This window comes from Xaviernesmea oryzae, from assembly GCF_900109605.1.
Classification (GTDB): Bacteria; Pseudomonadota; Alphaproteobacteria; order Rhizobiales; family Rhizobiaceae; genus Xaviernesmea; species Xaviernesmea oryzae.
Genome location: NZ_FOAM01000023.1, coordinates 21,810 through 41,740, shown reverse-complemented (window position 1 = coordinate 41,740; position 19,931 = coordinate 21,810). Strand labels below are relative to the sequence as shown.

Sequence of the window (19,931 nt, the reverse complement as noted above, 5' to 3'; positions counted from 1 at the left end):
CCGACAGGACCGATAGATGATTGCGAAACAGACACAGAGCCCGCCGCCGCCAGCCATGGCGCGGGACCGAATCGCCTATATCCGCCAAATGCTCGGCGAATTGCGCAGCGTGGCCGATGGAGCCAAGGCCGACATGCTCTGCTATTTGATTGAGATGGCCTATGTGGAAGCCGGTGACATTTTAAGCGGAAGGCGGGCGATCAGCTCAATCGCCGAGGGCGAGGGAAACGCGGCCGCCGGAATGGCGATGGAGACGCCCGGCAAGATCAAGCTCTAGCAGGACGAGATAGACGGTGGCCGGCGGCAGGCCGGTATAGCGTATGAGATCGTCGATCTCGACCGGGGTCGGCGAAAGCGCGTCGAGGATGGCGGCGCGGGCGCGATGGTCCGGGGCCGTCATGTCCGTTTCCGGCCGTTCAGGCTCATCCACCACCGGCGGCGCGACATGGTCGATGCGGCTGAGCGGCGCCAGGGCTTCCAGCACGTCAGCCGGCCCGGTGGTCAGGATCGCCCCGTCCTTGATCAGCCGGTTGGCGCCCTCCGACCGCGGATCGAGCGGTGAGCCGGGGACTGCGAAGACCAGGCGGCCGAATTCGCCGGCCAGGCGCGCCGAGATCAACGAGCCCGAGCGGGCCGCCGCTTCCACCACTAGGAGACCGAGGGCAACGCCGGCAATCAGCCGGTTGCGCCGGGGAAAATCTCGCGCGCGCGGCTCCCAGCCCAGTGGCATCTCCGTGATCGCCAGCCCGCGCCCTTCGACGATCTCGGCCAGCAATGGCAGATTTTCCGGCGGGTAAGGCTTGTCCATGCCGCCGGCGAGAACCGCGATGGTGCCGAAATCGAGCGTGGCGCGGTGCGCGGCCGCATCGATGCCGCGTGCGAGACCCGAAATTACACTGTAGCCGGCCTTGCCAGCCTCACGGGCAAGATAGGCGGCAAATTTGGCACCGCTGACGGATGCATTGCGCGCACCGACCACGCCAAGCGCGGGGGCAAGTCCTGTTGGCGCATGGCCTTTGACGCAGAGGAGCGGCGGCGCGCCATCGATCTGGCGCAGCGCCGGTGGATAATCCGGTTCGCCGACGCCGACGAAGCGGGCGCCGATGCGGACCGCCCGCTCCATCTCGCGCTCGGCCTCCTCGCGGCTGGCGACTCGGATCGGGCGCGCTGCGCCGCCCCGGCGCGAAAGCTCGGGCAGCGCGTCGAGCGCCCGTTCGGCCGAGCCGAAATGGTTGATCAGATCGCGGAAGGTGGAGGGCCCGACATTGTCGGAGCGGATCAGCCGCAACCAGGCAAGGCGTTGCCGCTCGGTCAGGACAATGCCGGTCCCCTCGCGCGCCGTGCCGCCCATCGGTCTATCCCTTCTGACCGATCCGACTTTCGGTGCCGGCGAGCAGCCGCTTGATGTTGGCGTGGTGCTTGGCCCAGGTGATCACACTCATCGCCACGAAAAGCAGAGTGACCGGCAGCGGTGCGGTGAAGGCAAGCACGATGGGCACGACGAGCGTTGCCAGCAGGGCCGAAAGCGAGGAATAGCGGGTGATCTTGGCAGAGCCCAGCCAGACCGCCGCGAAGACCAGCACCACCCAGGGCGCCAGGCCCAGCAACACGCCGATATAGGTGGCGATGCCCTTGCCGCCCTTGAAGCCGAGCCAGACGGGGAAGAGATGGCCGAGGAAGGCCGCCAGACCGGCGATCACGCCCGCTTCGACACCGAGGAAATGTAGCGCCAGAGCAGCCGGCACGGTGCCCTTGAGCGCGTCCAGCAGCAGCGTGGCGGCGGCCAGCTTCTTGTTGCCGGTGCGCAGCACATTGGTCGCGCCGATATTGCCGGAGCCGATCTTTCGCACATCGCCGAGCCCGGCCATGCGCGTGAGAATGAGGCCGAAGGGGATGGACCCCGAGAGATAGCCGATCAGGAAGCTGATGAGCGCCGGCACCGGGCCGATCTGCCAGTCAAACATCGTGTTTCCCTTGCGATGACGGATGCGGTTGGAGGCCCGCTTCGAGGATGGGGGTTAAGCGCGACCGGTATGGACCCGTTTGCCGCCAACATAGGTTTCGACCACGCGGCCCGTAAAGCGGGCATTTTCGAAAGGCGTGTTCTTCGAGCGCGACAATAGCTGCTCGCGCGCGACCACCCACGGCTCTTCCAGATCGATCAGCGTCAGATCGGCGCGCGCGCCGGGCGCAAGCGTGCCGGCATCCAGGCCGAAGATCCGGGCCGGCCGTGTCGACAGCGCGTCGATGAGCCGCATCAGCGGCACCTCGCCGCTGTGATGGAGGCGCAACGCCGCTGCCAGCATGGTTTCGAGCCCGATGGCACCATCGGCCGCATCGGCAAAGGGCAGGCGCTTGGTGTCGACATCCTGCGGGTCGTGCGAGGAGGAGATGATGTCGATCTCGCCCTTGGCCAGCGCCTCGACCATGGCGCGCCGGTCGTCTTCCGCGCGCAGCGGCGGGGAAACCTTGAAGAAGGTCCGGTAGTCGCCAATGTCGTTTTCATTGAGCGTCAGATGGTTGATCGAGATGCCGGCGCTGACCTTGGCACCGCGCGCCTTGGCCGCATTGACCGCCTCGACCGATTCGGGCAGCGAGATCTTGGCGGCGTGGTAGCGCGCCTTGGTCAGGCTGGCGATGCGCAGATCCCGCTCCAGCGGGATGATTTCCGCTTCGCGCGGAATGCCGGCAAGGCCCAGCCAACTGGCCAGCAGGCCCTCATTCATCACGCCGCCCGCGCCCAGATAGCGGTCGCGGGTTTCCAGCGCGATCACCGTATCGAAATCGCGCGCATAGGTCATGGCCCGGCGAAGCACCAGCGTATCGTGAATCGGCTCGCGACCGTTGGTAAAGCAGACGGCGCCGGCCTCGCGCAAAAGTCCGAGCTCGGTCATCTCCTCTCCATGCAGCCCCCGGGTCAGGGCGGCGGCGGCATGGACATTGACCACGGCCTTGTCGCGTCCGGTCTTCAGCAGGAATTCGATCAGCGCAACATCGTCGATCACCGGATCGGTGTCGGGCATGGCGACGAAGCTGGTGATGCCGCCAGCGGCGGCCGCGCGTGCGGCCGAAGCGATGGTTTCGCGATGCTCAGCGCCGGGCTCGCCGACGAAGACGCGGGTATCGACCAGACCGGGAATAGCCACCAGGTCGGTGCAGTCGATCCTCTGTCCGCCCTCGGGCAGGCCCTGGTTAGCGGCATCGCGCCCGGCGGCGAGAATGCGGCCCTCGGCGATCAGCACTGTGCCTGTCTCGTCGAGATTGCGTGCGGGATCGACGATGCGCAGGTTGGTCAGCGCCAGCGGACGGCCAGCCTGGGCGGGCGCGGCGTCGGGGGCAAGAACGGTATCGGTCACGAGCGCGGTCCCCTGTTTTCCGAAAGCAGCAGCGTCTCCATCACCGCCATGCGCACGGCGACGCCCATTTCGACCTGGGCTTCGATGACGCTTTGCGGGCCATCGGCGACTTCGGAGGCGATTTCCACGCCCCGGTTCATCGGGCCGGGATGCATGACGAGCGCATCCTCCTTGGCCGCCTTGAGCTTTTCGGCATCGAGCCCGTAATAGCGGAAATATTCGCGCACCGAGGGCACGAAGGAGCCGGCCATGCGCTCGCGCTGCAGGCGCAGCATCATCACGACGTCGGCATCCTTCAGCCCTTCCTCCATCGAGTGGAAGACCTCGACGCTCATATCGGCAATGCCGGCCGGCAGCAGCGTGGCGGGCGCGACGACCCGCACCCGCGCGCCCATGCGGTTCAAGAGCAGGATGTTGGAGCGGGCCACGCGCGAATGCAGCACATCGCCGCAGATGGCGACGATGATGCGCGACAGCTTGCCCTTGGCCCGGCGAATGGTCAGCGCGTCGAGCAGCGCCTGGGTCGGATGCTCATGTTGGCCGTCGCCTGCATTGACCACGGAGCAGGAGACCTTCTGGGCGAGAAGGGCGGCTGCCCCTGCGCTCGAATGGCGCACCACCAGCACGTCGGGATGCATGGCGTTCAGCGTCATCGCCGTGTCGATCAGCGTTTCCCCCTTCTTCACCGAGGAATTGCCGACCGACATGTTCATCACATCCGCGCCCAGCCGTTTTCCGGCGAGCTCGAAGGAGGATTGCGTGCGGGTTGAGGCCTCGAAGAAGAGGTTGATCTGGGTCAGCCCGCGCAGCGTCGAGGTCTTCTTCTGCGCCTGCCGGGAAATCTGAACGGCCTCGTCGGCCCGGTCGAGCAGGAGGGTGATCTCCGGCTCCGTCAGCCCCTTGATGCCCAGGAGATGGCGATGTGGGAAATGGCTCATGGCGATCTGCCCCTTTTGCTCGTGGCCGCTCTATAGGGACTGCGCAACGCCCCGGCAAGAGCGCTTTCCCCGCCTTTCCATGCTGTTGACGCCGATGCCGCAAAGAGTCCCTTTCCTTTCTTAACGCCGGCCGAATAGAGTGCAGGCGATCCAATGCGCACGGGACGGTGTCTCGACAGCTCTTGCGCGCGCGCCCGACATCAACGACAAGCCGGCCATGACGACGAACAAAACAGAACAGACGCTGAAAGAGCTGAACCAGCCCAAGCCGTGGTCGGGCATCAATGCCTTTCTGTCGGACCCGCTGCTGACCGATATCGCCAGCGGCATGGCACGCGAGCTGCGCGAGGATTTCGACGGCATTGGCCGCTATGTGACCTCGCCCGAGGCGCAGGACCTGGCCCGCATGGCCAACCACAATCCGCCGGAGCTGCGCACCCACGGGGCCCGCGGCGAAAGGCTCGATGTGGTGGACTTCCATCCGGCCTGGCATGCGCTGATGCGTCGCTCGATGAGTTCGGGCCTGCATGCCTCGCCCTGGGAGAATCTGGGGCCGGAAAAGGGCATCAACCATCTCGCCCGCGCCATCCGATTCTATCTGACCGCGCAGCTGGAATGCGGCCATCTCTGCCCGCTGACCATGACCAATGCCTCGCTCGCCGCCATCGGCGCCTCGCAGGTGGTGCAGAAGGAATGGGCGCCGAAGATCCTCTCGCGCCGCTATGATTCGACCAACCGCGCCTTCATGGAAAAGACAGCCGCGACCATCGGCATGGGCATGACGGAGAAGCAGGGCGGCACGGATGTACGGTCCAACACCTCGACCGCCGAGCGCGTGGGCGAGGGCATCTATCGCATGGCCGGCCACAAATGGTTTCTCTCGGCACCCATGAGCGACGCCTTCGTCATGCTCGCCAAGACGCGCGAAGGCATCGGCTGCTTCCTCGTGCCGCGCCTGCTGGAGGATGGCTCGGCCAATGGGCTGCGCTACCAGCGGCTGAAGGACAAGCTCGGCAATCGGTCCAATGCCTCGGCCGAAGTCGAGTTCACCGACACGTTCGGCTTCGTGCTCGGCCCGCCGGGCGAGGGCATCCGCACGATTCTCGACATGGTCACGCTCACCCGGCTCGATTGCGCGCTCGCCTCTGCCGGCATGATGCGCGCCTCGCTCGCCGAAGCCGTGCATCACACCCGCGGCCGCCAGGTCTTCGGCAAGGCGCTGTTCGACCAGCCGCTGATGACCCGCGTGCTCGCCGATATGGCGCTGGATGTGGCAGCCGCCAGCGCGCTTTGCTTCCGTCTGGCGCGCGCCTTCGACCGCTCGCGCGACAGTGCGGCCGATGCCGCCTATGCACGGGTGATGACGCCCGTCGTCAAATATTGGGTCTGCAAGATCGCGCCCGGGCTGATTGCCGAGGCGATGGAATGCCTTGGTGGCAATGGTTATGTCGAGGAGCGGCCGATTGCCCGGCATTATCGCGAGGCCCCCGTCAATGCGATCTGGGAAGGCTCGGGCAATGTCATGGCGCTCGACGTGCTGCGCGTCATGGGCCGTGGCAAGGAAAATTTCGACCACCTCTTCCAGATCATCGCCCACGATATGGGGGCGGCCGCGCCGAAGACCATCGACGTTCTGCGCGCCGCACTTTCGCTCTGCGAACGCGACGAGGGCGCCTCGCGCATGCTGATGGAGCAGCTGGCCTTGGCAGCGGCCGCGGCCGAGCTCTACCGGCTGGGGGCAGGGCGAATCGCCGACGCCTTCCTCGAATCACGCCTTGCCGCTGGGTGGCGCTCGACCTACGGCATGCTCGATTCGCGCTTTGATTCGGCCTATATCGTCGACCTGCTCTACCCTGCCGCCAAATAGGCGGCGGCGGTCAGCACCAGCGGGATCGTCAGGAAGGACGCGACCATCTGCAGTGTCGCTGAAACCGCATAGAACGGCGCATCGCCGCCCATCTGCTTGGCCAGCAGATAGCCGTTCATCGCCGTGGGCACGCTGGCGCCGAGCGCAATGGTGAGCAGCGCATCGCCGCGAACACCTGACAGCGCCGCGAGCCCCACCATGAAGATCGGCATGAGAATCAGCTTCAGCGCGCCGGAGAGAAAGACCAGCGGCTTCGGCCGGACGAGATCACCCAGTCTCAACCCGGCGCCGACCATGATCAGGCCAAGCGGCAACGAAGACTCCGCCAGCATGCGCACGGCGCTCATGGCCGGCGCATAGACAGGAGTTCCCGCCAGATTGAGCGCGATGCCGGCGAGCGATGCCGACACCATCGGGTTGGACAGGATGCGCATGGCGAAGAAGCGCAGATTGCGCGGGCCGCCATTGAACCAGATGAGCACGCCGATGTTGACGAAATTGATCGGCACGATGATCAGCGTCATCACCAGCGCGGTCAGGGTCAGCCCCGTCGTGCCATAAAGCCGTTCCGCCGCCGCCAGCGCCATGAACCCGTTCCAGCGCGTGGCGGTCTGGAACAGCGAGGTGAAGGTCGAGGCGGAGACGCCGCGCGCCTTCAACAGCGGCCAGAGCGCAAGGACGCAAGCCGACATGATCAGCACGCCGCCAATCGTCGCTGCCGCCGTCGCATCCGTCTTCAGGCCTTGGAAATGCGCTGTGGCCAGCGTGGAGAAGAGCAGGGCAGGGAAGAGGACATAATAGCCGAGCTGCTCCAGCCCCTCCCACAGCGTCGGCGCCAGAAATCGCGCCCGCTTCAGCCAGACGCCACAGGCCACCAGCAGGAAGATCGGCACCAGGCTTTCGAAGATCACGGACATGGATTCACTACGCCTTGCGGCGCCTTGGAGGACCACGCGGAAAAGAGATGAGCCGCGCGGGATCGCCAGCGCATAACGGGCTCTGACGCGTGGCTCTACCGCCTCGGCGTCCGTCCTGCAACGTTTTCATGATCCTTTTCGAGTCGCAGAAATTAACCTTAACAAAAGGTTGACGTTGCCAATCAACCCCCGGGGGTCACATTAACCTTTGAGCAAGGGTGTCGAGACCGTCCGGCGGCGAGAGCCGAACAGGATGGCACGGCAGTCGTTGATATCGAGTGCAAGGAGAGGTTGATGAAACACGCGGTGCTTGTGGCCATGCTCAGCCTGTCAAGCGCAGCGCTGCCCTCCGACCTGACGTTGTCGGCGGCGCTGATGCTTTGTGTCCTCCTGATGGAGCGGGCGCGGCGCTCGCTGCTCGTGGCCTTGGCCCCGGAGCACGAGGCTGAAAAATGGAAGCCGCTTTTCGGATAAACCCGAAGCAAAACAAGACGCTGAAGCAGCGCGTTGATTCTGATCCTCGGATCGCTGCTTGGAAGCATGAGCTCGACTGGTGAGCTGATACGGCCGACCCCGGACGATCTTGCACAGGCGGCGGCCTTGCTCGCCTGGGATGAACGGATGTGGGCATGAGGCCTGCATGGCAAAGAAAATGAAGGAGAGGCCAGCCATGAAGTGGGTTCTGATCGCCTGGGGCGGGCCTCTGTTGTTCCTGTCCTGCTGGTACGGCTTGTCCTTCTATGACCTGAATTTCGGCCTCTACTTCTTCAGCCGCGACATGCATGATCTGGTCATGCAAATCTATGGCAGCGCGCTCGGCCTGCCGCCGGAAGCCATTCCGCCTTTGGTGGCGCGCGCGTTGGCCTTCGATACGCTTCTGGTCTTCGGCCTGCTGGCGCTGCGCCGCAGAAAGACCATTACAGGCTGGATCCGGCGTCGCCTGGCGCGGGCACAGCAGGTGGTCGAGGTTCAGTCCGAACCATCAGTGGACGCCGCGCGGGCAAGCGCGGTCAGCCTGTCCAGCGCCCCCTGAAGAATGAAGGAGGCGGCCGCCGAATCGATGCGTTCGGCCCGCTTGGCGCGCGAGACGTCCATTTCGATCAGCGTGCGCTGCGCCGCCACGGTCGACAGCCGCTCATCCCAGTAAACGAAGGGCAGGTCGGTCTTGGCTTCCATGTTGCGCACGAAGGCGCGGGTGGCCTGAACGCGCGGGCCGGCGCTGCCATCCATGTTCACCGGCAGGCCGATGACGAAGGCTGCGAGTTTTTCCTTCTCGGCAAAGGCCAGCAGGGCGTCTGCATCAACAGAGAATTTCTGCCGCTTGATGACGGTGCGCGGCGTGGCGAAGCGTCGGCCGAGATCGGACACCGAAAGCCCGATGGTCTTGGTGCCGAGATCGAGCCCGGCGACGGCCACGCGCGGCGGCAGGGCAGCCGCCAGATCCTCGATCGTCATCACCGTCATGCTTTTATCAGCCTCTTTCCCGCAAAGCCTCCCCGTTCCATATGCTGGCGGCGGACGCAACGCCTTTCAGCCCATTCCCGACCAAGGAGACCCTTTCCCATGAAGATCACCTGGCTTGGCCATTCGGCCTTTCACTTGGAAACCGCGACAGCGAAGATCCTGATCGACCCCTTCTTCACCGGCAATCCCGCTTTTGACGAAGCGACACGGAAGGACGCGGCTGCGGGTCTGACCCATATTCTCCTGACCCATGGCCATGGCGATCATGTCGGCGACACGATCAAGCTGGCGCAAGAAACCGGCGCCACCGTTCTCGCCAATGCCGACCTCGCTGCCTGGCTCGGCAAGAAAGGCGTGTCGAAGCTCGATATGGGCAATACCGGCGGGACGGTGCATTTCGACGGCTTCTCCGCCACCTTCACCCAGGCGCTGCATTCCTCCGCCCAGGTGACCGAGGACGGGACTTCCCATTCGCTGGGCAGCGCCAATGGCCTGGTGCTGCATTTCGAGGATGAGCCGACCGTCTATCACATGGGCGACACCGACATCTTTTCCGACATGGCGCTGATCCGCGAGTTGCACGAGCCGGAAATCGGCCTGATGCCCATCGGCGACCGCTTCACCATGGGCGGTGCCGTGGCCGCACTCGCCTGCCAGCGCTATTTCGGCTTCGAGACCGTCATTCCCTGCCACTATGCCAGCTTTCCCATTGTCGACCAGACCGCCGACAAGTTCGTGGCCGGCATGGAGGGCGCGCAGGCCAAGGTGGCGGTGGCAACCGTGGGCAAGGGCTTGAGCTTCTGATGCGTCGGCGGCGCCTGTCTGCGCCGCCACTGTGCCTGCCTGACGACGATAGGGGTTTCATGGCGGTTGCGCCGCCGCCATGCCCTTTGTATAGCGAACCACAGAACCACGCCCATCGGAGTCCAGCCATGTCCGTCGATCTCGCCACCGTCAAGCGCGTCGCGCATCTCGCCCGTATCGCGGTGAATGAAGAGGATGCGAACCGGATGATGGGCGAGCTCAATGCCATCCTCGGCTTTGTCGAGCAATTGTCCGAGGTCGATGTCTCCGGCGTCGAGCCGATGACATCGGTCACCCCGATGGCGATGAAGAAGCGCGAGGACGTGGTCAATGACGGCGACAAGGCGGAGGATATCGTCGCCAATGCGCCGAATTCGGACCGCAATTTCTTCCTGGTGCCGAAGGTCGTGGAATAAGCGATTTTCTCTGTCCCACTGTCCGAACAAGCCCCTGCCAAAGCCTCGCGAAAGCGCCCATGACCGACCTGACCCGCCTGACCATTGCCGAAGCCCGCGCCCGCCTTGCCGCCAAGGACTTCACTGCGCTCGAACTGACCGACGCTTATCTCGGCGCGATCGAGGCCGCCAATGGCGCGCTGAACGCCTATGTGACGGTAACGCCCGAGCAGGCGCGCAAGATGGCTGTCGCCTCCGACGCGCGCATCGCTGACGGAAAGGCCGGCGCTTTGGAAGGCATTCCGCTTGGGATCAAGGACCTCTTCGCAACCGAAGGCGTCCATACCCAGGCCTGCAGCCACATTCTCGACGGCTTCAAGCCGCGCTATGAGTCGACCGTCACCGCCAATCTCTGGGCGGATGGCGCCGTCATGCTCGGCAAGCTGAACATGGACGAGTTTGCGATGGGCTCGTCGAACGAGAGCTCCTATTATGGTCCGGTGAAGAACCCCTGGCGGGCCGAGGGTGCCAACCGCGATCTCGTGCCCGGCGGCTCTTCCGGTGGTTCGGCGGCTGCCGTCGCCGCGCATCTTTGCGCTGGCGCGACCGCCACGGATACCGGCGGCTCGATCCGCCAGCCGGCTGCCTTTACAGGCACGGTCGGCATCAAGCCCACCTATGGCCGCTGCTCGCGCTGGGGCATCGTCGCCTTCGCCTCTTCGCTCGATCAGGCAGGGCCGATCGCCCGCGATGTGCGCGACGCCGCCATTCTCTTGAAGTCGATGGCCAGCACCGATGCCAAGGATACGACTTCGGTCGACCTGCCGGTGCCAGATTACGAGCAGGCGCTTGGCGGTTCGCTGAAAGGCATGAAGATCGGCATTCCCCGTGAATACCGCGTCGACGGCATGCCCGACGAGATCGAGGCGCTCTGGCAGAAAGGCATTGCCTGGCTGAAGGATGCCGGCGCCGAGATCGTCGATATCTCCTTGCCGCACACGAAATATGCCCTGCCGGCCTATTACATCGTCGCGCCCGCCGAGGCCTCGTCCAACCTTGCCCGTTACGACGGCGTGCGCTACGGCCTGCGCGTCGATGGCAAGGACATTGCCGACATGTATGAGCAGACGCGTGCCGAAGGCTTCGGCCAGGAGGTCAAACGCCGCATCATGATCGGCACCTATGTGCTCTCGGCCGGCTATTACGACGCCTATTACCTGCGCGCCCAGAAGGTGCGCACGCTGATCAAACGCGATTTCGAGACAGCCTTCCATGCCGGCGTCGACGCCATCCTGACGCCGGCCACGCCGTCCTCCGCCTTCGGCATTGCCGATCAGGAGCTCGCCGCCGATCCCGTCAAGATGTATCTGAACGACGTGTTCACCGTGACCGTGAACATGGCCGGCCTGCCGGGCATTGCCGTTCCTGCCGGCCTCGACGCCTCCGGCCTGCCACTCGGCCTGCAGCTTATCGGCAAGCCTTTCGAGGAAGAGACGCTGTTCAAGACCGCTTATGCCATCGAACAGGCCGCCGGCCGCTTCGAGCCGAAGCGCTGGTGGTGATCGAAGGCGAACGTCACGGTCGGTGAGACGGCGAGGCGAAGAGCGGTTGCCATCCTTCGGATCAACTGCTTGTCGTTCCGCAAGCTGTACCTTGTTGTCACGGGCACACGGATCGTCGAGATCCTGCGCTTTGCGTCCAGGTTTACGCTTTTTCAGGCGGATAAAGCTTCTTTTGATGCACGATTGTCAGGATCTCAATCCGCTCGGAGGAGGGGAGCCAGCGATAAACGATTGTGTAAGGCAGCCCGGCTATGGCGAATTCACGGGTTCCTTCGACAAGACCATTGCGACCGAGCAGCGGGAAGCCTTCAAAAATTTCGATGACTTGTCGAATGCGGGAAATCACGCGTTGCGCTGCAGAGGCGTCGCTCGTGGCAATGTGGGCATGAATTTCTTGAAGATCCGCAACCGCTTGCGGCGTGAACTCAATCTTCGAAACCAAATGATGCCCACACCTTGTCAGCCGGTATCATCTGTCCGCCCTGATCGGCTTGCTTGAGTGCCGCACGTATTTTGCGCTCTTTCCACGCGCGATAGCCGGCATCAGGCTCCTGGTCCCGAGCAGGGTCGATCAATACCTTGAAGGTCAGCTTGTCATCGGTTTCGCTCATCCTTCAATCATAGGCGCCAGGCTTCACGTCGCCAAGAGCAAGCGGCGCACTATCTGTCGATCGAACAAGCACGGTGCCGCCTCAGTCATGGAGGACCCCATGTCCCGATCCGATCTCACCTCTCTCATCGAAGCCTTCGACCGTCTGGCCGAAGCCGGTTTCACAACCGGTCCGCACTGGGCTGAGGTGCATGACATCTGTCAGGCACATGAGGGCGAGGCGGCGTTCGATTGGGGCCATGCGCTCTGCCATCGCATCGAGGGCGATGACTGGAATGCTGGCTACTGGTATCGCCGCGCCGGCAAGCCGAAGCCCTTGGGGACCTTCGCTGAGGAATGGGCGGCCATGCGCGCCGCGCTTGCCGCCTATTCCGGTTGATCTCAGGATGCGCAGAGGTCAGCGATTGTCCTGTTCGGCGCGCACCAGTTCCAGCCCGCGCTCCGTGATGCGATAGGGCTCGCCCGATTTCGAAGCGATGGCTCGTAAGCGCTTGAGCTTGCGGAAGGTTTCGAGGTCGAGGCCGGGCGCGAGCCAGCCGTCGCGGGTGAGAAGCAGGGTCTTGGCGATCTTGCGTCTCTCGTCGCGTTCCACGGCGATGCGCCCTCCTTGGGCGAGGCGGTGGAGAATGCGTTGCTCCTTGCGGGAAATATCCATTGTTGCTGATCCGACAAAGCGGACAGTGGCCGGGGCTTTCAGACATCGTCTTTGGAAAGAGCAACCCGGCGCATCTGTCGCGCAGGAAAACGGGTCCGCTGTGGCGGCTGCCAAAGCGGGGCGTCGTTTCCGGGTCTCGGGCAGGCGGTGGCGCTCAGGCCGCCCGCATGCGCGAGACCATCAGCGGGTCTGCTCGTAAGAGAACATCCAAGCTCCTTGATGGATGCGCTATGTTAGGATCTTCAAGGCCTGTCTGTCCAGAGCATCGCACCGAAGAGGGGGATCGGGACGACGCTCCAGATTCTTTGTCTTCGCATCGGATTTCTCCGAAAACTGGTTCCCACCTTTTCGGTCCGATGCGACTTCCTCCCCGCATCACGGCGCGAGGCAGGCGGCATCCGTCAGATAGAGCGCGATCTCATGCTTGCGCCAATAGCCGCTTGCCGGCTTGATCGTCTTCACAAGTTGGGGCGTGCCAGTCTTGCACGTCAACTGGCCGATGGAGGCATAGAGAATCAGCCCGGCGGTCGCCGGATCGAGCGCAAAATTCTGCTCGTAATAATGCCGCGGGAAGCCCGCCTCCTTGCGCGCCGCCAGTGTGAAGCCCTGATCGTTGAGCGTGTAGAAGAGGTCGGCGAGAATGTCGCGGTTCTCGGCGACGATCACCGCGGTGCCGACCTCTTTGGCGGTCGCACCGATCTCCTGGCTGAGCGCCGCGCGGCCGAGATAGCGCTTCAGGACCGAATCGCCACCGGGCAGTGCGACCTGCGCGGCAAAGATGCACACGAGGGGGAAGACGATCGTCGCGAAGAGATTGATGCGGAAGGAATGGATGATGCCGCGCTTCGTGTGGGTCAGAAGCAGGATCGTCGCCAGGATCGTGCCCGCAGCATAGGCCTGCACCGCCCAATTGGCATAGGCGCGGGAGATGAGCGCTTCCACCACGAAGGCGAGGATGATCGGCCAGGTGAGAAGCGCCAGATGCCGCTCCAGCGGCGTGTCGACGCGCTTCAGCGCCCGCACGCCCGCCCAGATCAATGTGCCGAACAGCACGGGGCCGACCACGGCGAACTGGGCCAGGAAGAATTCGAGCGCCCCGCGCAGGTGCAGGTTCAGGCCCTGCCAGTTCACATTGTCGGAGGTGTGGCGAACGGTGGCGATGTCGTGGGTGAGGTTCCACCAGATGTTGGGCGAGAAGACGAGGAACGCGGTCAGCGCCGAGACGATACCGTCGCGCCAGCTGACACGCGCGCGGGGCATGAGAAGTGCGGCGAGCCCAATGCAGCCGACCACGAAGACCATGGAATATTTGCCGAGCATGGCCATGCCGACGCAGGCGCCGAAGGCGAGCGCGCGGGGCAGAGAGGCACGTTCGATCAGCCCGGCATAGGCCAGAAGCGCCCCAGCCAGAAAGACGAACATCACTGTATCGGTGGAAATGAAGACGGAGGAAAGCGCCACGGCCGGCAAGGTGATGAAGCTCAAACCCACCCAGGGCGCGAATTTCTCGCCCGCCAGCCGGGCCGCCGCCTGCATCAGGAGGAGCGCCGTCAGCATGTGGCAGAGCGGGCCGCCAAGGCGCACCCAGAAGCGCGCATTGCTGCCGCCGAGCTCCGTCGTCAGGCGGATGACCCAGGCCACCAGCGGCGGCTTGGAATAATAGCCGAAATCCAGATGCTGCGACCACGCCCAATATTGCGACTCGTCGACGAACAGATCGGTCGTGTCGAAAGCGAGCAGGACGACGCGGTAAAGCGTGATGGCGAGGATGGCGAGAATGGCGGCGCGCCGCGTGGGCGACGCGGCCTCGGCCGGGGAAATGGCATGAGACAAAGTGGGCCTCGAAGGAACAAGCGATTGGAGGGACGCCGGCATGTGCGCTCTGCTTTGCCCCTGCGGCTCTCCGGCATTCTGCGCTCAGCGTCTTTCACGCTGTTCTTGTCGGCTTGCCGGCCGGCGTCAAGTGCGCCCGCCGCTTGCACCGGCAGGCCAATTGTTTTAACCCCGTTTTCAGGTAACAGCCGTTCAAGAAGAGCCTTTCCATGACCATCGTCGACGTGCGCACCCCCGACCCCAAACGCTTCATTCCCGGCGCCACCGGCGACTGGGAGGTGATCGTCGGCATGGAGGTGCATGCGCAGGTTCTCTCCAACGCCAAGCTCTTTTCCGGTGCCTCAACGGAATTCGGCAAGCCGGCCAATGCCAATGTCTCGCTGGTCGATGCCGCCATGCCTGGCATGCTGCCCGTGATCAACGAGGAATGCGTGCGCCAGGCCGTGCGCACCGGCCTCGGCCTCAAGGCACAGATCAACAAGCGCTCGGTCTTCGACCGCAAGAACTATTTCTATCCCGATCTGCCGCAGGGCTACCAGATCTCGCAGTTCAAGGATCCGGTCGTCGGCGAGGGGAAGATCGTCATTTCGCTCGGGCCGGATCGCCAAGGCAATTTCGAGGACATCGAGATCGGCATCGAGCGCCTGCATCTGGAGCAGGATGCCGGCAAGTCGATGCATGACCAGCATCCGACCATGTCCTATGTCGACTTGAACCGCTCCGGCGTGGCGCTGATGGAGATCGTGTCGAAGCCCGACATGCGCTCCTCCGACGAAGCCAAGGCCTATATGACCAAGCTGCGCGCGATCGTGCGCTATCTCGGCACCTGCGATGGCAATATGGACGAAGGCTCGATGCGCGCCGACGTCAACGTCTCCGTGCGCCGTCCAGGCGAGGCCTTCGGCACGCGCTGCGAGATCAAGAACATGAACTCGATCCGCTTCATCGGCCAGGCGATCGAATATGAGGCGCGCCGCCAAATCGCGATCCTCGAGGATGGCGGCAAGATCGACCAGGAGACGCGCCTGTTCGATCCGAACAAGGGCGAGACGCGGTCCATGCGGTCCAAGGAGGATGCGCATGATTATCGCTATTTCCCCGATCCGGATCTCCTGCCGCTCGAATTCGACGATGCCTTTGTCGAGGCCTTGAAGCACGACCTGCCGGAACTGCCCGACGACAAGAAAGCCCGCTACGTTTCCGAGCTCGGCCTGTCCATCTATGATGCCTCCGTGCTCGTCTCGGAAAAGGCGATTGCCGATTATTTCGAGGCGGTGGCATCCGGGCGCGACGGCAAGGCGGCGGCGAACTGGGTGATCAACGATCTGCTCGGCGCGCTGAACAAGGCAGGAAAGTCGATCGAGGAGACGCCGGTTTCGCCTGGACAGCTCGGCGCGATCCTTGACCTGATCAAATCCGAGGTCATTTCCGGCAAGATCGCCAAGGATCTGTTCGAGATCGTCTTCTCCGAAGGCGGCGATCCCGCCGAAATCGTCGAAGCGCGCGGCATGAAACAGGTGACGGACACGGGCGCGATCGAAAAGGCCGTGGACGACATCATCGCCGCCAATCCGGATCAGGTCGCCAAGGTCAAGGCCAAGCCGACGCTGGCGGGCTGGTTCGTTGGACAGGTGATGAAATCCACCGGCGGCAAGGCCAATCCGCAGGCCGTGCAGGCGCTTGTCAAGGCCAAGCTCGGCCTGGAGGACTGATGTTCTTCGTCCGCACCGCTTCGCCGGCCGACCTTCCCGCTGTCAGCAAGCTCTTAGGCGAGACCTGGCATGCGACCTATGACGCGGTCTATGGCGTGGACAAGGTCTCGGAGATCGTGGCCTCCTGGCATTCCGTGCCGGCCCTGAAAAACCGCCTCGGCCGTCCGCATTCGGAATTCGTGGTGGCGGATAATGGCCGCCGGCTGGCGGGCATGGGCTTTGCCGCCCGCGATGCCAAGCAGCCGAAGCTCGCCATGCTGCACCAGCTCTATGTCCATCCCGATCATCAGGGCGAGGGCATCGGACGGGACCTTTTCGCCGAGCTTGAAACCTGTTTTCCTGAAGCCGAGCGCATGCGGGTCGAGGTGGCCGAACAGAACGAGCGGGCACTGCATTTCTATACCCGACTCGGCTTTGCCGAGATCGACCGCCTGACCAGCTGCGCCGGGCGGGACGGCATGCCCACCGTGGTTCTGGAAAAGGTGCTGGATTTCTGAGGGGCGATCCAGGCCTGCGGCTGGCTCGCACGCGCCGGCAAGACTCTCTGAAGCACGTGCGGGGACGAGGGGCCGGAATGGCTGGACAAGCGCTGCCGGCCGCGCCATAAGCGAAGATGGATGAGATTGATCTCGCAGGCGCGATAGGCCTGGGCGAGAGCTGAAGGACAGAGACGATGAGCACGCTCTTGCAGATTTTCACCTGGTGGAATGGCCAGACGCTCGGCACCCGGTTTCACACCTGGCGCTTCGGCAAAAAGGTCGGCCAGGACGAACTCGGCAATGTCTATTACGAAGGCGGCAAGAAGGATTCCGAAGGCCGCACCCGCCGCTGGGTGGTCTATAACGGCTATTCCGACGCCTCGGCCATCCCGGCCGGCTGGCACGGCTGGATGCATCACCGCACCGACGTTCCGCCGAGCCAGGAAAACTATCAGGCACGCGACTGGCAAAAGCCGCATAAGCCGAACCAGACCGGCAGTGCCGGTGCCTATCGCCCGCAGGGCTCCATCTACAGCAAGGGCGAACGCCCGCAGGTCACCGGCGATTACGATGCTTGGACACCGCGCTCCTGACCCCATCCGGGCGATTGGCTGTCGGCTTGAGCGGACGCCTTAATTTCGCTTGAGAAAGACTGCAGGAGAGCCGCGTGAGCGGCTCTCCGTTTTTAAAGGCCGCCGTGCTGTCGCGCTGGATATCGCTGCAAAGGACATGGAGCGGTTTAAGCTTACCTGCTTTTCGGGCCGACCGCGCCGAGCAAGACGACTGGCAGGCCGTGTCCTGGATCAAACGATCCGGTGGAGCACCGCTCCGGTCAAAGGATGGATTTTCAATGCGTCATCGTTCGAAGCCCACGGTTCGCAGAGCGTTACCGGCCCTGCTCGGCGCCGTCTTCGCTCTTGGCACCAGCCTCGCGCTGCCGCCGCTCGCCAGCGCTGCCCGTGTGTCGAATTCTGTCGCGGTCTTTTCCGGCATCGACAAGATCACCGGCCGCATCACCACCTTCGATGTCTATATCGGCGAAACCGTGCAATTCGGCGCACTGCAGGTGACACCGCGCGTCTGTTATAGCCGCGACGACACGGAAGCGCCGAAGACGACCACTTTTGTTGAAGTCGACGAGATCACGCTCGACCGCAAGATCCGTCGGATCTTCACCGGCTGGATGTTTGCCGACAGCCCTGGTCTCAATGCCGTCGAGCATCCGGTCTATGACGTCTGGCTGAAGGATTGCAAGGCCAAGTCCGACCTGCCGCCGCCGGACACGGCTCAGGCCAAGCCCGCGCAATAATCGCTGTCGTCTACAGCCGCTCGCTCTGTGAGTCGGTTTAGCAAGGAACGCGTTTCAAAACCCCCGGTCGGGCTTCGATACGGCCGCTTCCAGCATCCGCTGATAGCGTGCCTTGGGCACGTCGATGGCGCCGAAGGTCTTCAAGTGGTCGGTGGTGAACTGGGTGTCGAGCAGTTCGTAGCCCTGCGCCTTCAAACGCTCGACCAGATACACCAGGCAGATTTTAGAGGCGTTTGGCCGGCGCGAGACCATGCTCTCGCCGAAGAAGGCAGCGCCGAGCGAGACGCCGTAAAGGCCGCCCACCAGTTCCCCATCCTCCCAAGCCTCGATCGAATGGGCATGGCCGCGTGCATGCAGCGCGCCATAGAGCCGCTTGATCTCGCTGTTGATCCAGGTCGAAGGCCTGTCTGGTGCTGGCTCGGCGCAAAGCGCCACGATCGCTGCGAACGCGCTATCGGCAGTGATGCGCAAAGGCGATTTGCGGATCGTCTTGGCCAGCGATTGCGAGACGTGGAAGGCATCCAGCGGAATGATGCCGCGGATTTCCGGCTCGACCCAGAAAAGCTCGGGATCGTCAGCCGAATCGGCCATGGGAAACAGGCCGATGGAATAGGCGCGCAGCAGCAGCTCCGGTGTGATGTCCGGCTGGCTGCTGCGCGTTCCCTTCATTCGGATGCCCTTATTCGCCGTCCGGCTGGGTGAGATAATGTTCCAGCCAGTGGATGTCGTAATCGCCGTTGGCAATGTCCTCATTGTTGATGAGGTCCTGGAACAGCGGCAGCGTCGTCTTGATTCCGTCGATGACGAATTCGTCCAGCACACGGCGCAGGCGCATCATGCATTCCACCCGCGTACGACCATGCACGATCAGCTTGCCGATCAGGCTGTCATAATAGGGCGGAATACGATAGCCGGCATAGGCGCCGGAATCGACGCGTACGCCGAGACCGCCGGGTGCATGGAAATGCGTGATCGTGCCGGGCGAGGGTACAAAGGTGCGCGGATCCTCGGCATTGATGCGGCATTCGATCGCATGGCCCTGGAAGACGACCTCGTCCTGCGTGACCGATAGGCCATTGCCGGACGCGACGCGGATCTGCTCGTGCACGAGATCGATGCCGGTGATCGCTTCGGTCACGGGATGCTCGACCTGCAGGCGGGTGTTCATTTCGATGAAATAGAACTCGCCGTTCTCATAGAGAAATTCGATCGTGCCGGCGCCGCGATATTTCAGCTTCTTCATGGCATCGGCGCAGACCTTACCGATCTGCATGCGCTGCTCGACGGTGAGGGCAGGGGAATTGGCCTCTTCCCAGACCTTCTGGTGGCGGCGCTGCAGCGAGCAGTCGCGTTCACCGAGATGGATGGCATTGCCCGCGCCATCGCCGAAGACCTGGATTTCGATATGCCGGGGCTTGCCCAGATATTTCTCCATGTAGACGGCATCATTGCCAAAAGCGGCGGCCGCTTCGGAGCGGGCGGTGCTGACCGCCTCTTCCAGATCCGCTTCGCTGCGGGCCACTTTCATGCCGCGCCCGCCGCCACCGGCGGTAGCCTTGATCAGCACGGGGAAGCCGATCTGCCGCGCGGTCTCCAGCGCGGTCTCGGGCTTCACCTCGCCATCCGAGCCGGGGACGACGGGAATGCCGAGCTCCATGGCCGTCTGCTTGGCGGTAATCTTGTCGCCCATGATGCGGATGTGATCGGCAGTCGGGCCGATGAAGGTGATGCCATGCGCATCGAGAATATCGGCGAACTTGGCGTTTTCCGACAGAAATCCGTAGCCCGGATGCACGGCGTCGGCGCCGGTGATCTCGCAGGCGGCAACGATCTGGTGGATGTTGAGATAGCTCTCGCGCGAGGGCGGCGGGCCGATGCATACGCTCTCATCGGCAAGGCGCACATGCATGGCATCCGCATCCGCCGTGGAATGAACTGCGACGGTGGCGATGCCCAGTTCCTTGCAGGCGCGCAGCACGCGCAGGGCAATTTCCCCGCGATTGGCAATCAGGACCTTCGAGATCATGGGC

General features: G+C 63.6%; 23 protein-coding genes. 11 read left to right on the top strand and 12 right to left on the bottom strand.

Annotated features, from left to right (window positions below; genetic code table 11):
- Window positions 1-205 precede the first annotated feature (205 nt).
- The 4 genes from dprA to BMX61_RS21830 are packed head-to-tail and all read right to left on the bottom strand — an operon-like array spanning window position 206 to window position 4,294.
- On the bottom strand, window positions 206-1,351 hold the full coding sequence (gene dprA, locus BMX61_RS21845) for a DNA-processing protein DprA (protein ID WP_075628877.1): 1,146 nt from the start codon (window positions 1,349-1,351) through the stop codon (window positions 206-208).
- Window positions 1,352-1,355: 4 nt separating this feature from the next.
- Window positions 1,356-1,964, bottom strand: a complete 609-nt coding sequence (gene plsY, locus BMX61_RS21840; protein ID WP_075628876.1) for a glycerol-3-phosphate 1-O-acyltransferase PlsY — start codon at window positions 1,962-1,964, stop codon at window positions 1,356-1,358.
- 54 nt (window positions 1,965-2,018) lie between these two features.
- The gene (locus BMX61_RS21835) at window positions 2,019-3,356 is read right to left on the bottom strand and encodes a dihydroorotase (RefSeq protein WP_092743016.1); all 1,338 of its coding nucleotides are present in this window, start codon (window positions 3,354-3,356) and stop codon (window positions 2,019-2,021) included.
- Window positions 3,353-4,294, bottom strand: a complete 942-nt coding sequence (locus BMX61_RS21830) for an aspartate carbamoyltransferase catalytic subunit (protein WP_075628875.1) — start codon at window positions 4,292-4,294, stop codon at window positions 3,353-3,355. The genes BMX61_RS21835 and BMX61_RS21830 overlap by 4 nt, the downstream gene beginning before the upstream one ends.
- Before the next feature lie 217 nt (window positions 4,295-4,511).
- Between BMX61_RS21830 and BMX61_RS21825 the strand changes: the two genes are divergently transcribed.
- The gene (locus BMX61_RS21825; protein WP_075629183.1) at window positions 4,512-6,161 is read left to right on the top strand and encodes an acyl-CoA dehydrogenase family protein; all 1,650 of its coding nucleotides are present in this window, start codon (window positions 4,512-4,514) and stop codon (window positions 6,159-6,161) included.
- On the opposite strand, the gene BMX61_RS21820 is transcribed toward BMX61_RS21825, so the two are convergent.
- Entirely contained in the window at window positions 6,143-7,078 is a 936-nt protein-coding gene (locus BMX61_RS21820) for an AEC family transporter (RefSeq protein WP_075628874.1), read from the bottom strand. The two genes, BMX61_RS21825 and BMX61_RS21820, sit on opposite strands and share 19 nt — an antisense overlap.
- A gap of 294 nt (window positions 7,079-7,372) precedes the next feature.
- Here BMX61_RS21820 and BMX61_RS21815 point away from each other — a divergent pair, with 294 nt between their 5' ends.
- Both BMX61_RS21815 and BMX61_RS21810 read left to right on the top strand, forming a co-directional pair.
- Window positions 7,373-7,552, top strand: a complete 180-nt coding sequence (locus BMX61_RS21815) for a hypothetical protein (RefSeq protein WP_075628873.1) — start codon at window positions 7,373-7,375, stop codon at window positions 7,550-7,552.
- A gap of 196 nt (window positions 7,553-7,748) precedes the next feature.
- On the top strand, window positions 7,749-8,111 hold the full coding sequence (locus BMX61_RS21810; protein WP_075628872.1) for a DUF6105 family protein: 363 nt from the start codon (window positions 7,749-7,751) through the stop codon (window positions 8,109-8,111).
- Here BMX61_RS21810 and ruvX read toward each other — a convergent pair.
- Window positions 8,048-8,542, bottom strand: a complete 495-nt coding sequence (gene ruvX / locus BMX61_RS21805) for a Holliday junction resolvase RuvX (protein WP_075628871.1) — start codon at window positions 8,540-8,542, stop codon at window positions 8,048-8,050. The genes BMX61_RS21810 and ruvX overlap by 64 nt on opposite strands.
- A 99-nt stretch (window positions 8,543-8,641) precedes the next feature.
- Here ruvX and BMX61_RS21800 point away from each other — a divergent pair, with 99 nt between their 5' ends.
- The 3 genes from BMX61_RS21800 to gatA all read left to right on the top strand — a co-directional run bounded on the left by BMX61_RS21800 (window position 8,642) and on the right by gatA (window position 11,303).
- Window positions 8,642-9,346, top strand: coding sequence for a metal-dependent hydrolase (locus tag BMX61_RS21800; RefSeq protein ID WP_075628870.1), 705 nt, complete (start codon window positions 8,642-8,644; stop codon window positions 9,344-9,346).
- Window positions 9,347-9,474: 128 nt separating this feature from the next.
- Complete coding sequence (gene gatC, locus BMX61_RS21795; protein WP_075628869.1) at window positions 9,475-9,762, top strand: Asp-tRNA(Asn)/Glu-tRNA(Gln) amidotransferase subunit GatC; 288 nt, start codon at window positions 9,475-9,477, stop codon at window positions 9,760-9,762.
- A 59-nt stretch (window positions 9,763-9,821) separates the two neighbouring features.
- Window positions 9,822-11,303 (top strand): Asp-tRNA(Asn)/Glu-tRNA(Gln) amidotransferase subunit GatA, encoded by a 1,482-nt coding sequence (gene gatA / locus BMX61_RS21790; RefSeq protein WP_075628868.1) that lies wholly within the window; start codon window positions 9,822-9,824, stop codon window positions 11,301-11,303.
- A gap of 142 nt (window positions 11,304-11,445) precedes the next feature.
- Here gatA and BMX61_RS21785 read toward each other — a convergent pair whose 3' ends face one another.
- Window positions 11,446-11,745: a type II toxin-antitoxin system RelE/ParE family toxin gene (locus BMX61_RS21785; protein ID WP_075628867.1), complete on the bottom strand. Its 300-nt coding sequence runs from the start codon at window positions 11,743-11,745 to the stop codon at window positions 11,446-11,448.
- Window positions 11,729-11,914, bottom strand: coding sequence for a hypothetical protein (locus tag BMX61_RS21780; RefSeq protein ID WP_075628866.1), 186 nt, complete (start codon window positions 11,912-11,914; stop codon window positions 11,729-11,731). The genes BMX61_RS21785 and BMX61_RS21780 overlap by 17 nt, the downstream gene beginning before the upstream one ends.
- A gap of 99 nt (window positions 11,915-12,013) precedes the next feature.
- Between BMX61_RS21780 and BMX61_RS21775 the strand changes: the two genes are divergently transcribed.
- Complete coding sequence (locus tag BMX61_RS21775; protein ID WP_075628865.1) at window positions 12,014-12,292, top strand: hypothetical protein; 279 nt, start codon at window positions 12,014-12,016, stop codon at window positions 12,290-12,292.
- A gap of 18 nt (window positions 12,293-12,310) precedes the next feature.
- Here the strand turns inward: BMX61_RS21775 and BMX61_RS21770 are convergent, their stop codons facing one another.
- Window positions 12,311-12,568, bottom strand: a complete 258-nt coding sequence (locus BMX61_RS21770; RefSeq protein WP_075628864.1) for a YjhX family toxin — start codon at window positions 12,566-12,568, stop codon at window positions 12,311-12,313.
- 375 nt (window positions 12,569-12,943) lie between these two features.
- Entirely contained in the window at window positions 12,944-14,401 is a 1,458-nt protein-coding gene (locus BMX61_RS21765) for an ArnT family glycosyltransferase (RefSeq protein WP_234794778.1), read from the bottom strand.
- 209 nt (window positions 14,402-14,610) lie between these two features.
- Between BMX61_RS21765 and gatB the strand changes: the two genes are divergently transcribed.
- The 4 genes from gatB (at window position 14,611) to BMX61_RS21745 (ending at window position 17,901) form a co-directional block, all read left to right on the top strand.
- The gene (gene gatB, locus BMX61_RS21760; RefSeq protein ID WP_075628863.1) at window positions 14,611-16,113 is read left to right on the top strand and encodes an Asp-tRNA(Asn)/Glu-tRNA(Gln) amidotransferase subunit GatB; all 1,503 of its coding nucleotides are present in this window, start codon (window positions 14,611-14,613) and stop codon (window positions 16,111-16,113) included.
- Window positions 16,113-16,610, top strand: coding sequence for a GNAT family N-acetyltransferase (locus BMX61_RS21755; protein WP_075628862.1), 498 nt, complete (start codon window positions 16,113-16,115; stop codon window positions 16,608-16,610). The genes gatB and BMX61_RS21755 overlap by 1 nt, the downstream gene beginning before the upstream one ends.
- 176 nt (window positions 16,611-16,786) lie before the next feature.
- Window positions 16,787-17,185 (top strand): NADH:ubiquinone oxidoreductase subunit NDUFA12, encoded by a 399-nt coding sequence (locus BMX61_RS21750; RefSeq protein WP_075628861.1) that lies wholly within the window; start codon window positions 16,787-16,789, stop codon window positions 17,183-17,185.
- A 257-nt stretch (window positions 17,186-17,442) separates the two neighbouring features.
- Window positions 17,443-17,901, top strand: coding sequence for a DUF2155 domain-containing protein (locus BMX61_RS21745; protein ID WP_075628860.1), 459 nt, complete (start codon window positions 17,443-17,445; stop codon window positions 17,899-17,901).
- A 54-nt stretch (window positions 17,902-17,955) separates the two neighbouring features.
- On the opposite strand, the gene aat is transcribed toward BMX61_RS21745, so the two are convergent.
- Window positions 17,956-18,570 carry a leucyl/phenylalanyl-tRNA--protein transferase gene (gene aat, locus BMX61_RS21740; RefSeq protein ID WP_075628859.1) on the bottom strand — a complete coding sequence of 205 codons (615 nt, stop codon included), beginning with the start codon at window positions 18,568-18,570 and terminating at the stop codon, window positions 17,956-17,958.
- A gap of 10 nt (window positions 18,571-18,580) precedes the next feature.
- The gene (gene accC / locus BMX61_RS21735) at window positions 18,581-19,927 is read right to left on the bottom strand and encodes an acetyl-CoA carboxylase biotin carboxylase subunit (RefSeq protein WP_075628858.1); all 1,347 of its coding nucleotides are present in this window, start codon (window positions 19,925-19,927) and stop codon (window positions 18,581-18,583) included.
- Window positions 19,928-19,931 lie beyond the last annotated feature (4 nt).

What these genes read in the sequence shown, in the direction of transcription:
- gatA (WP_075628868.1), top strand. Translation starts at nt 9,822, where the DNA reads ATGACCGACCTGACCCGCCTGACCATTGCCGAAGCCCGCGCCCGCCTT.
- BMX61_RS21815 (WP_075628873.1), top strand. Translation starts at nt 7,373, where the DNA reads ATGAAACACGCGGTGCTTGTGGCCATGCTCAGCCTGTCAAGCGCAGCG.
- gatC (WP_075628869.1), top strand. Translation starts at nt 9,475, where the DNA reads ATGTCCGTCGATCTCGCCACCGTCAAGCGCGTCGCGCATCTCGCCCGT.
- aat (WP_075628859.1), bottom strand. Translation starts at nt 18,570, where the DNA reads ATGAAGGGAACGCGCAGCAGCCAGCCGGACATCACACCGGAGCTGCTG.
- accC (WP_075628858.1), bottom strand. Translation starts at nt 19,927, where the DNA reads ATGATCTCGAAGGTCCTGATTGCCAATCGCGGGGAAATTGCCCTGCGC.
- plsY (WP_075628876.1), bottom strand. Translation starts at nt 1,964, where the DNA reads ATGTTTGACTGGCAGATCGGCCCGGTGCCGGCGCTCATCAGCTTCCTG.
- BMX61_RS21825 (WP_075629183.1), top strand. Translation starts at nt 4,512, where the DNA reads ATGACGACGAACAAAACAGAACAGACGCTGAAAGAGCTGAACCAGCCC.
- dprA (WP_075628877.1), bottom strand. Translation starts at nt 1,351, where the DNA reads ATGGGCGGCACGGCGCGCGAGGGGACCGGCATTGTCCTGACCGAGCGG.
- BMX61_RS21775 (WP_075628865.1), top strand. Translation starts at nt 12,014, where the DNA reads ATGTCCCGATCCGATCTCACCTCTCTCATCGAAGCCTTCGACCGTCTG.
- gatB (WP_075628863.1), top strand. Translation starts at nt 14,611, where the DNA reads ATGACCATCGTCGACGTGCGCACCCCCGACCCCAAACGCTTCATTCCC.
- BMX61_RS21810 (WP_075628872.1), top strand. Translation starts at nt 7,749, where the DNA reads ATGAAGTGGGTTCTGATCGCCTGGGGCGGGCCTCTGTTGTTCCTGTCC.
- BMX61_RS21750 (WP_075628861.1), top strand. Translation starts at nt 16,787, where the DNA reads ATGAGCACGCTCTTGCAGATTTTCACCTGGTGGAATGGCCAGACGCTC.
- BMX61_RS21830 (WP_075628875.1), bottom strand. Translation starts at nt 4,294, where the DNA reads ATGAGCCATTTCCCACATCGCCATCTCCTGGGCATCAAGGGGCTGACG.
- BMX61_RS21780 (WP_075628866.1), bottom strand. Translation starts at nt 11,914, where the DNA reads ATGAGCGAAACCGATGACAAGCTGACCTTCAAGGTATTGATCGACCCT.
- BMX61_RS21745 (WP_075628860.1), top strand. Translation starts at nt 17,443, where the DNA reads ATGCGTCATCGTTCGAAGCCCACGGTTCGCAGAGCGTTACCGGCCCTG.
- BMX61_RS21820 (WP_075628874.1), bottom strand. Translation starts at nt 7,078, where the DNA reads ATGTCCGTGATCTTCGAAAGCCTGGTGCCGATCTTCCTGCTGGTGGCC.
- ruvX (WP_075628871.1), bottom strand. Translation starts at nt 8,542, where the DNA reads ATGACGGTGATGACGATCGAGGATCTGGCGGCTGCCCTGCCGCCGCGC.
- BMX61_RS21770 (WP_075628864.1), bottom strand. Translation starts at nt 12,568, where the DNA reads ATGGATATTTCCCGCAAGGAGCAACGCATTCTCCACCGCCTCGCCCAA.
- BMX61_RS21755 (WP_075628862.1), top strand. Translation starts at nt 16,113, where the DNA reads ATGTTCTTCGTCCGCACCGCTTCGCCGGCCGACCTTCCCGCTGTCAGC.
- BMX61_RS21800 (WP_075628870.1), top strand. Translation starts at nt 8,642, where the DNA reads ATGAAGATCACCTGGCTTGGCCATTCGGCCTTTCACTTGGAAACCGCG.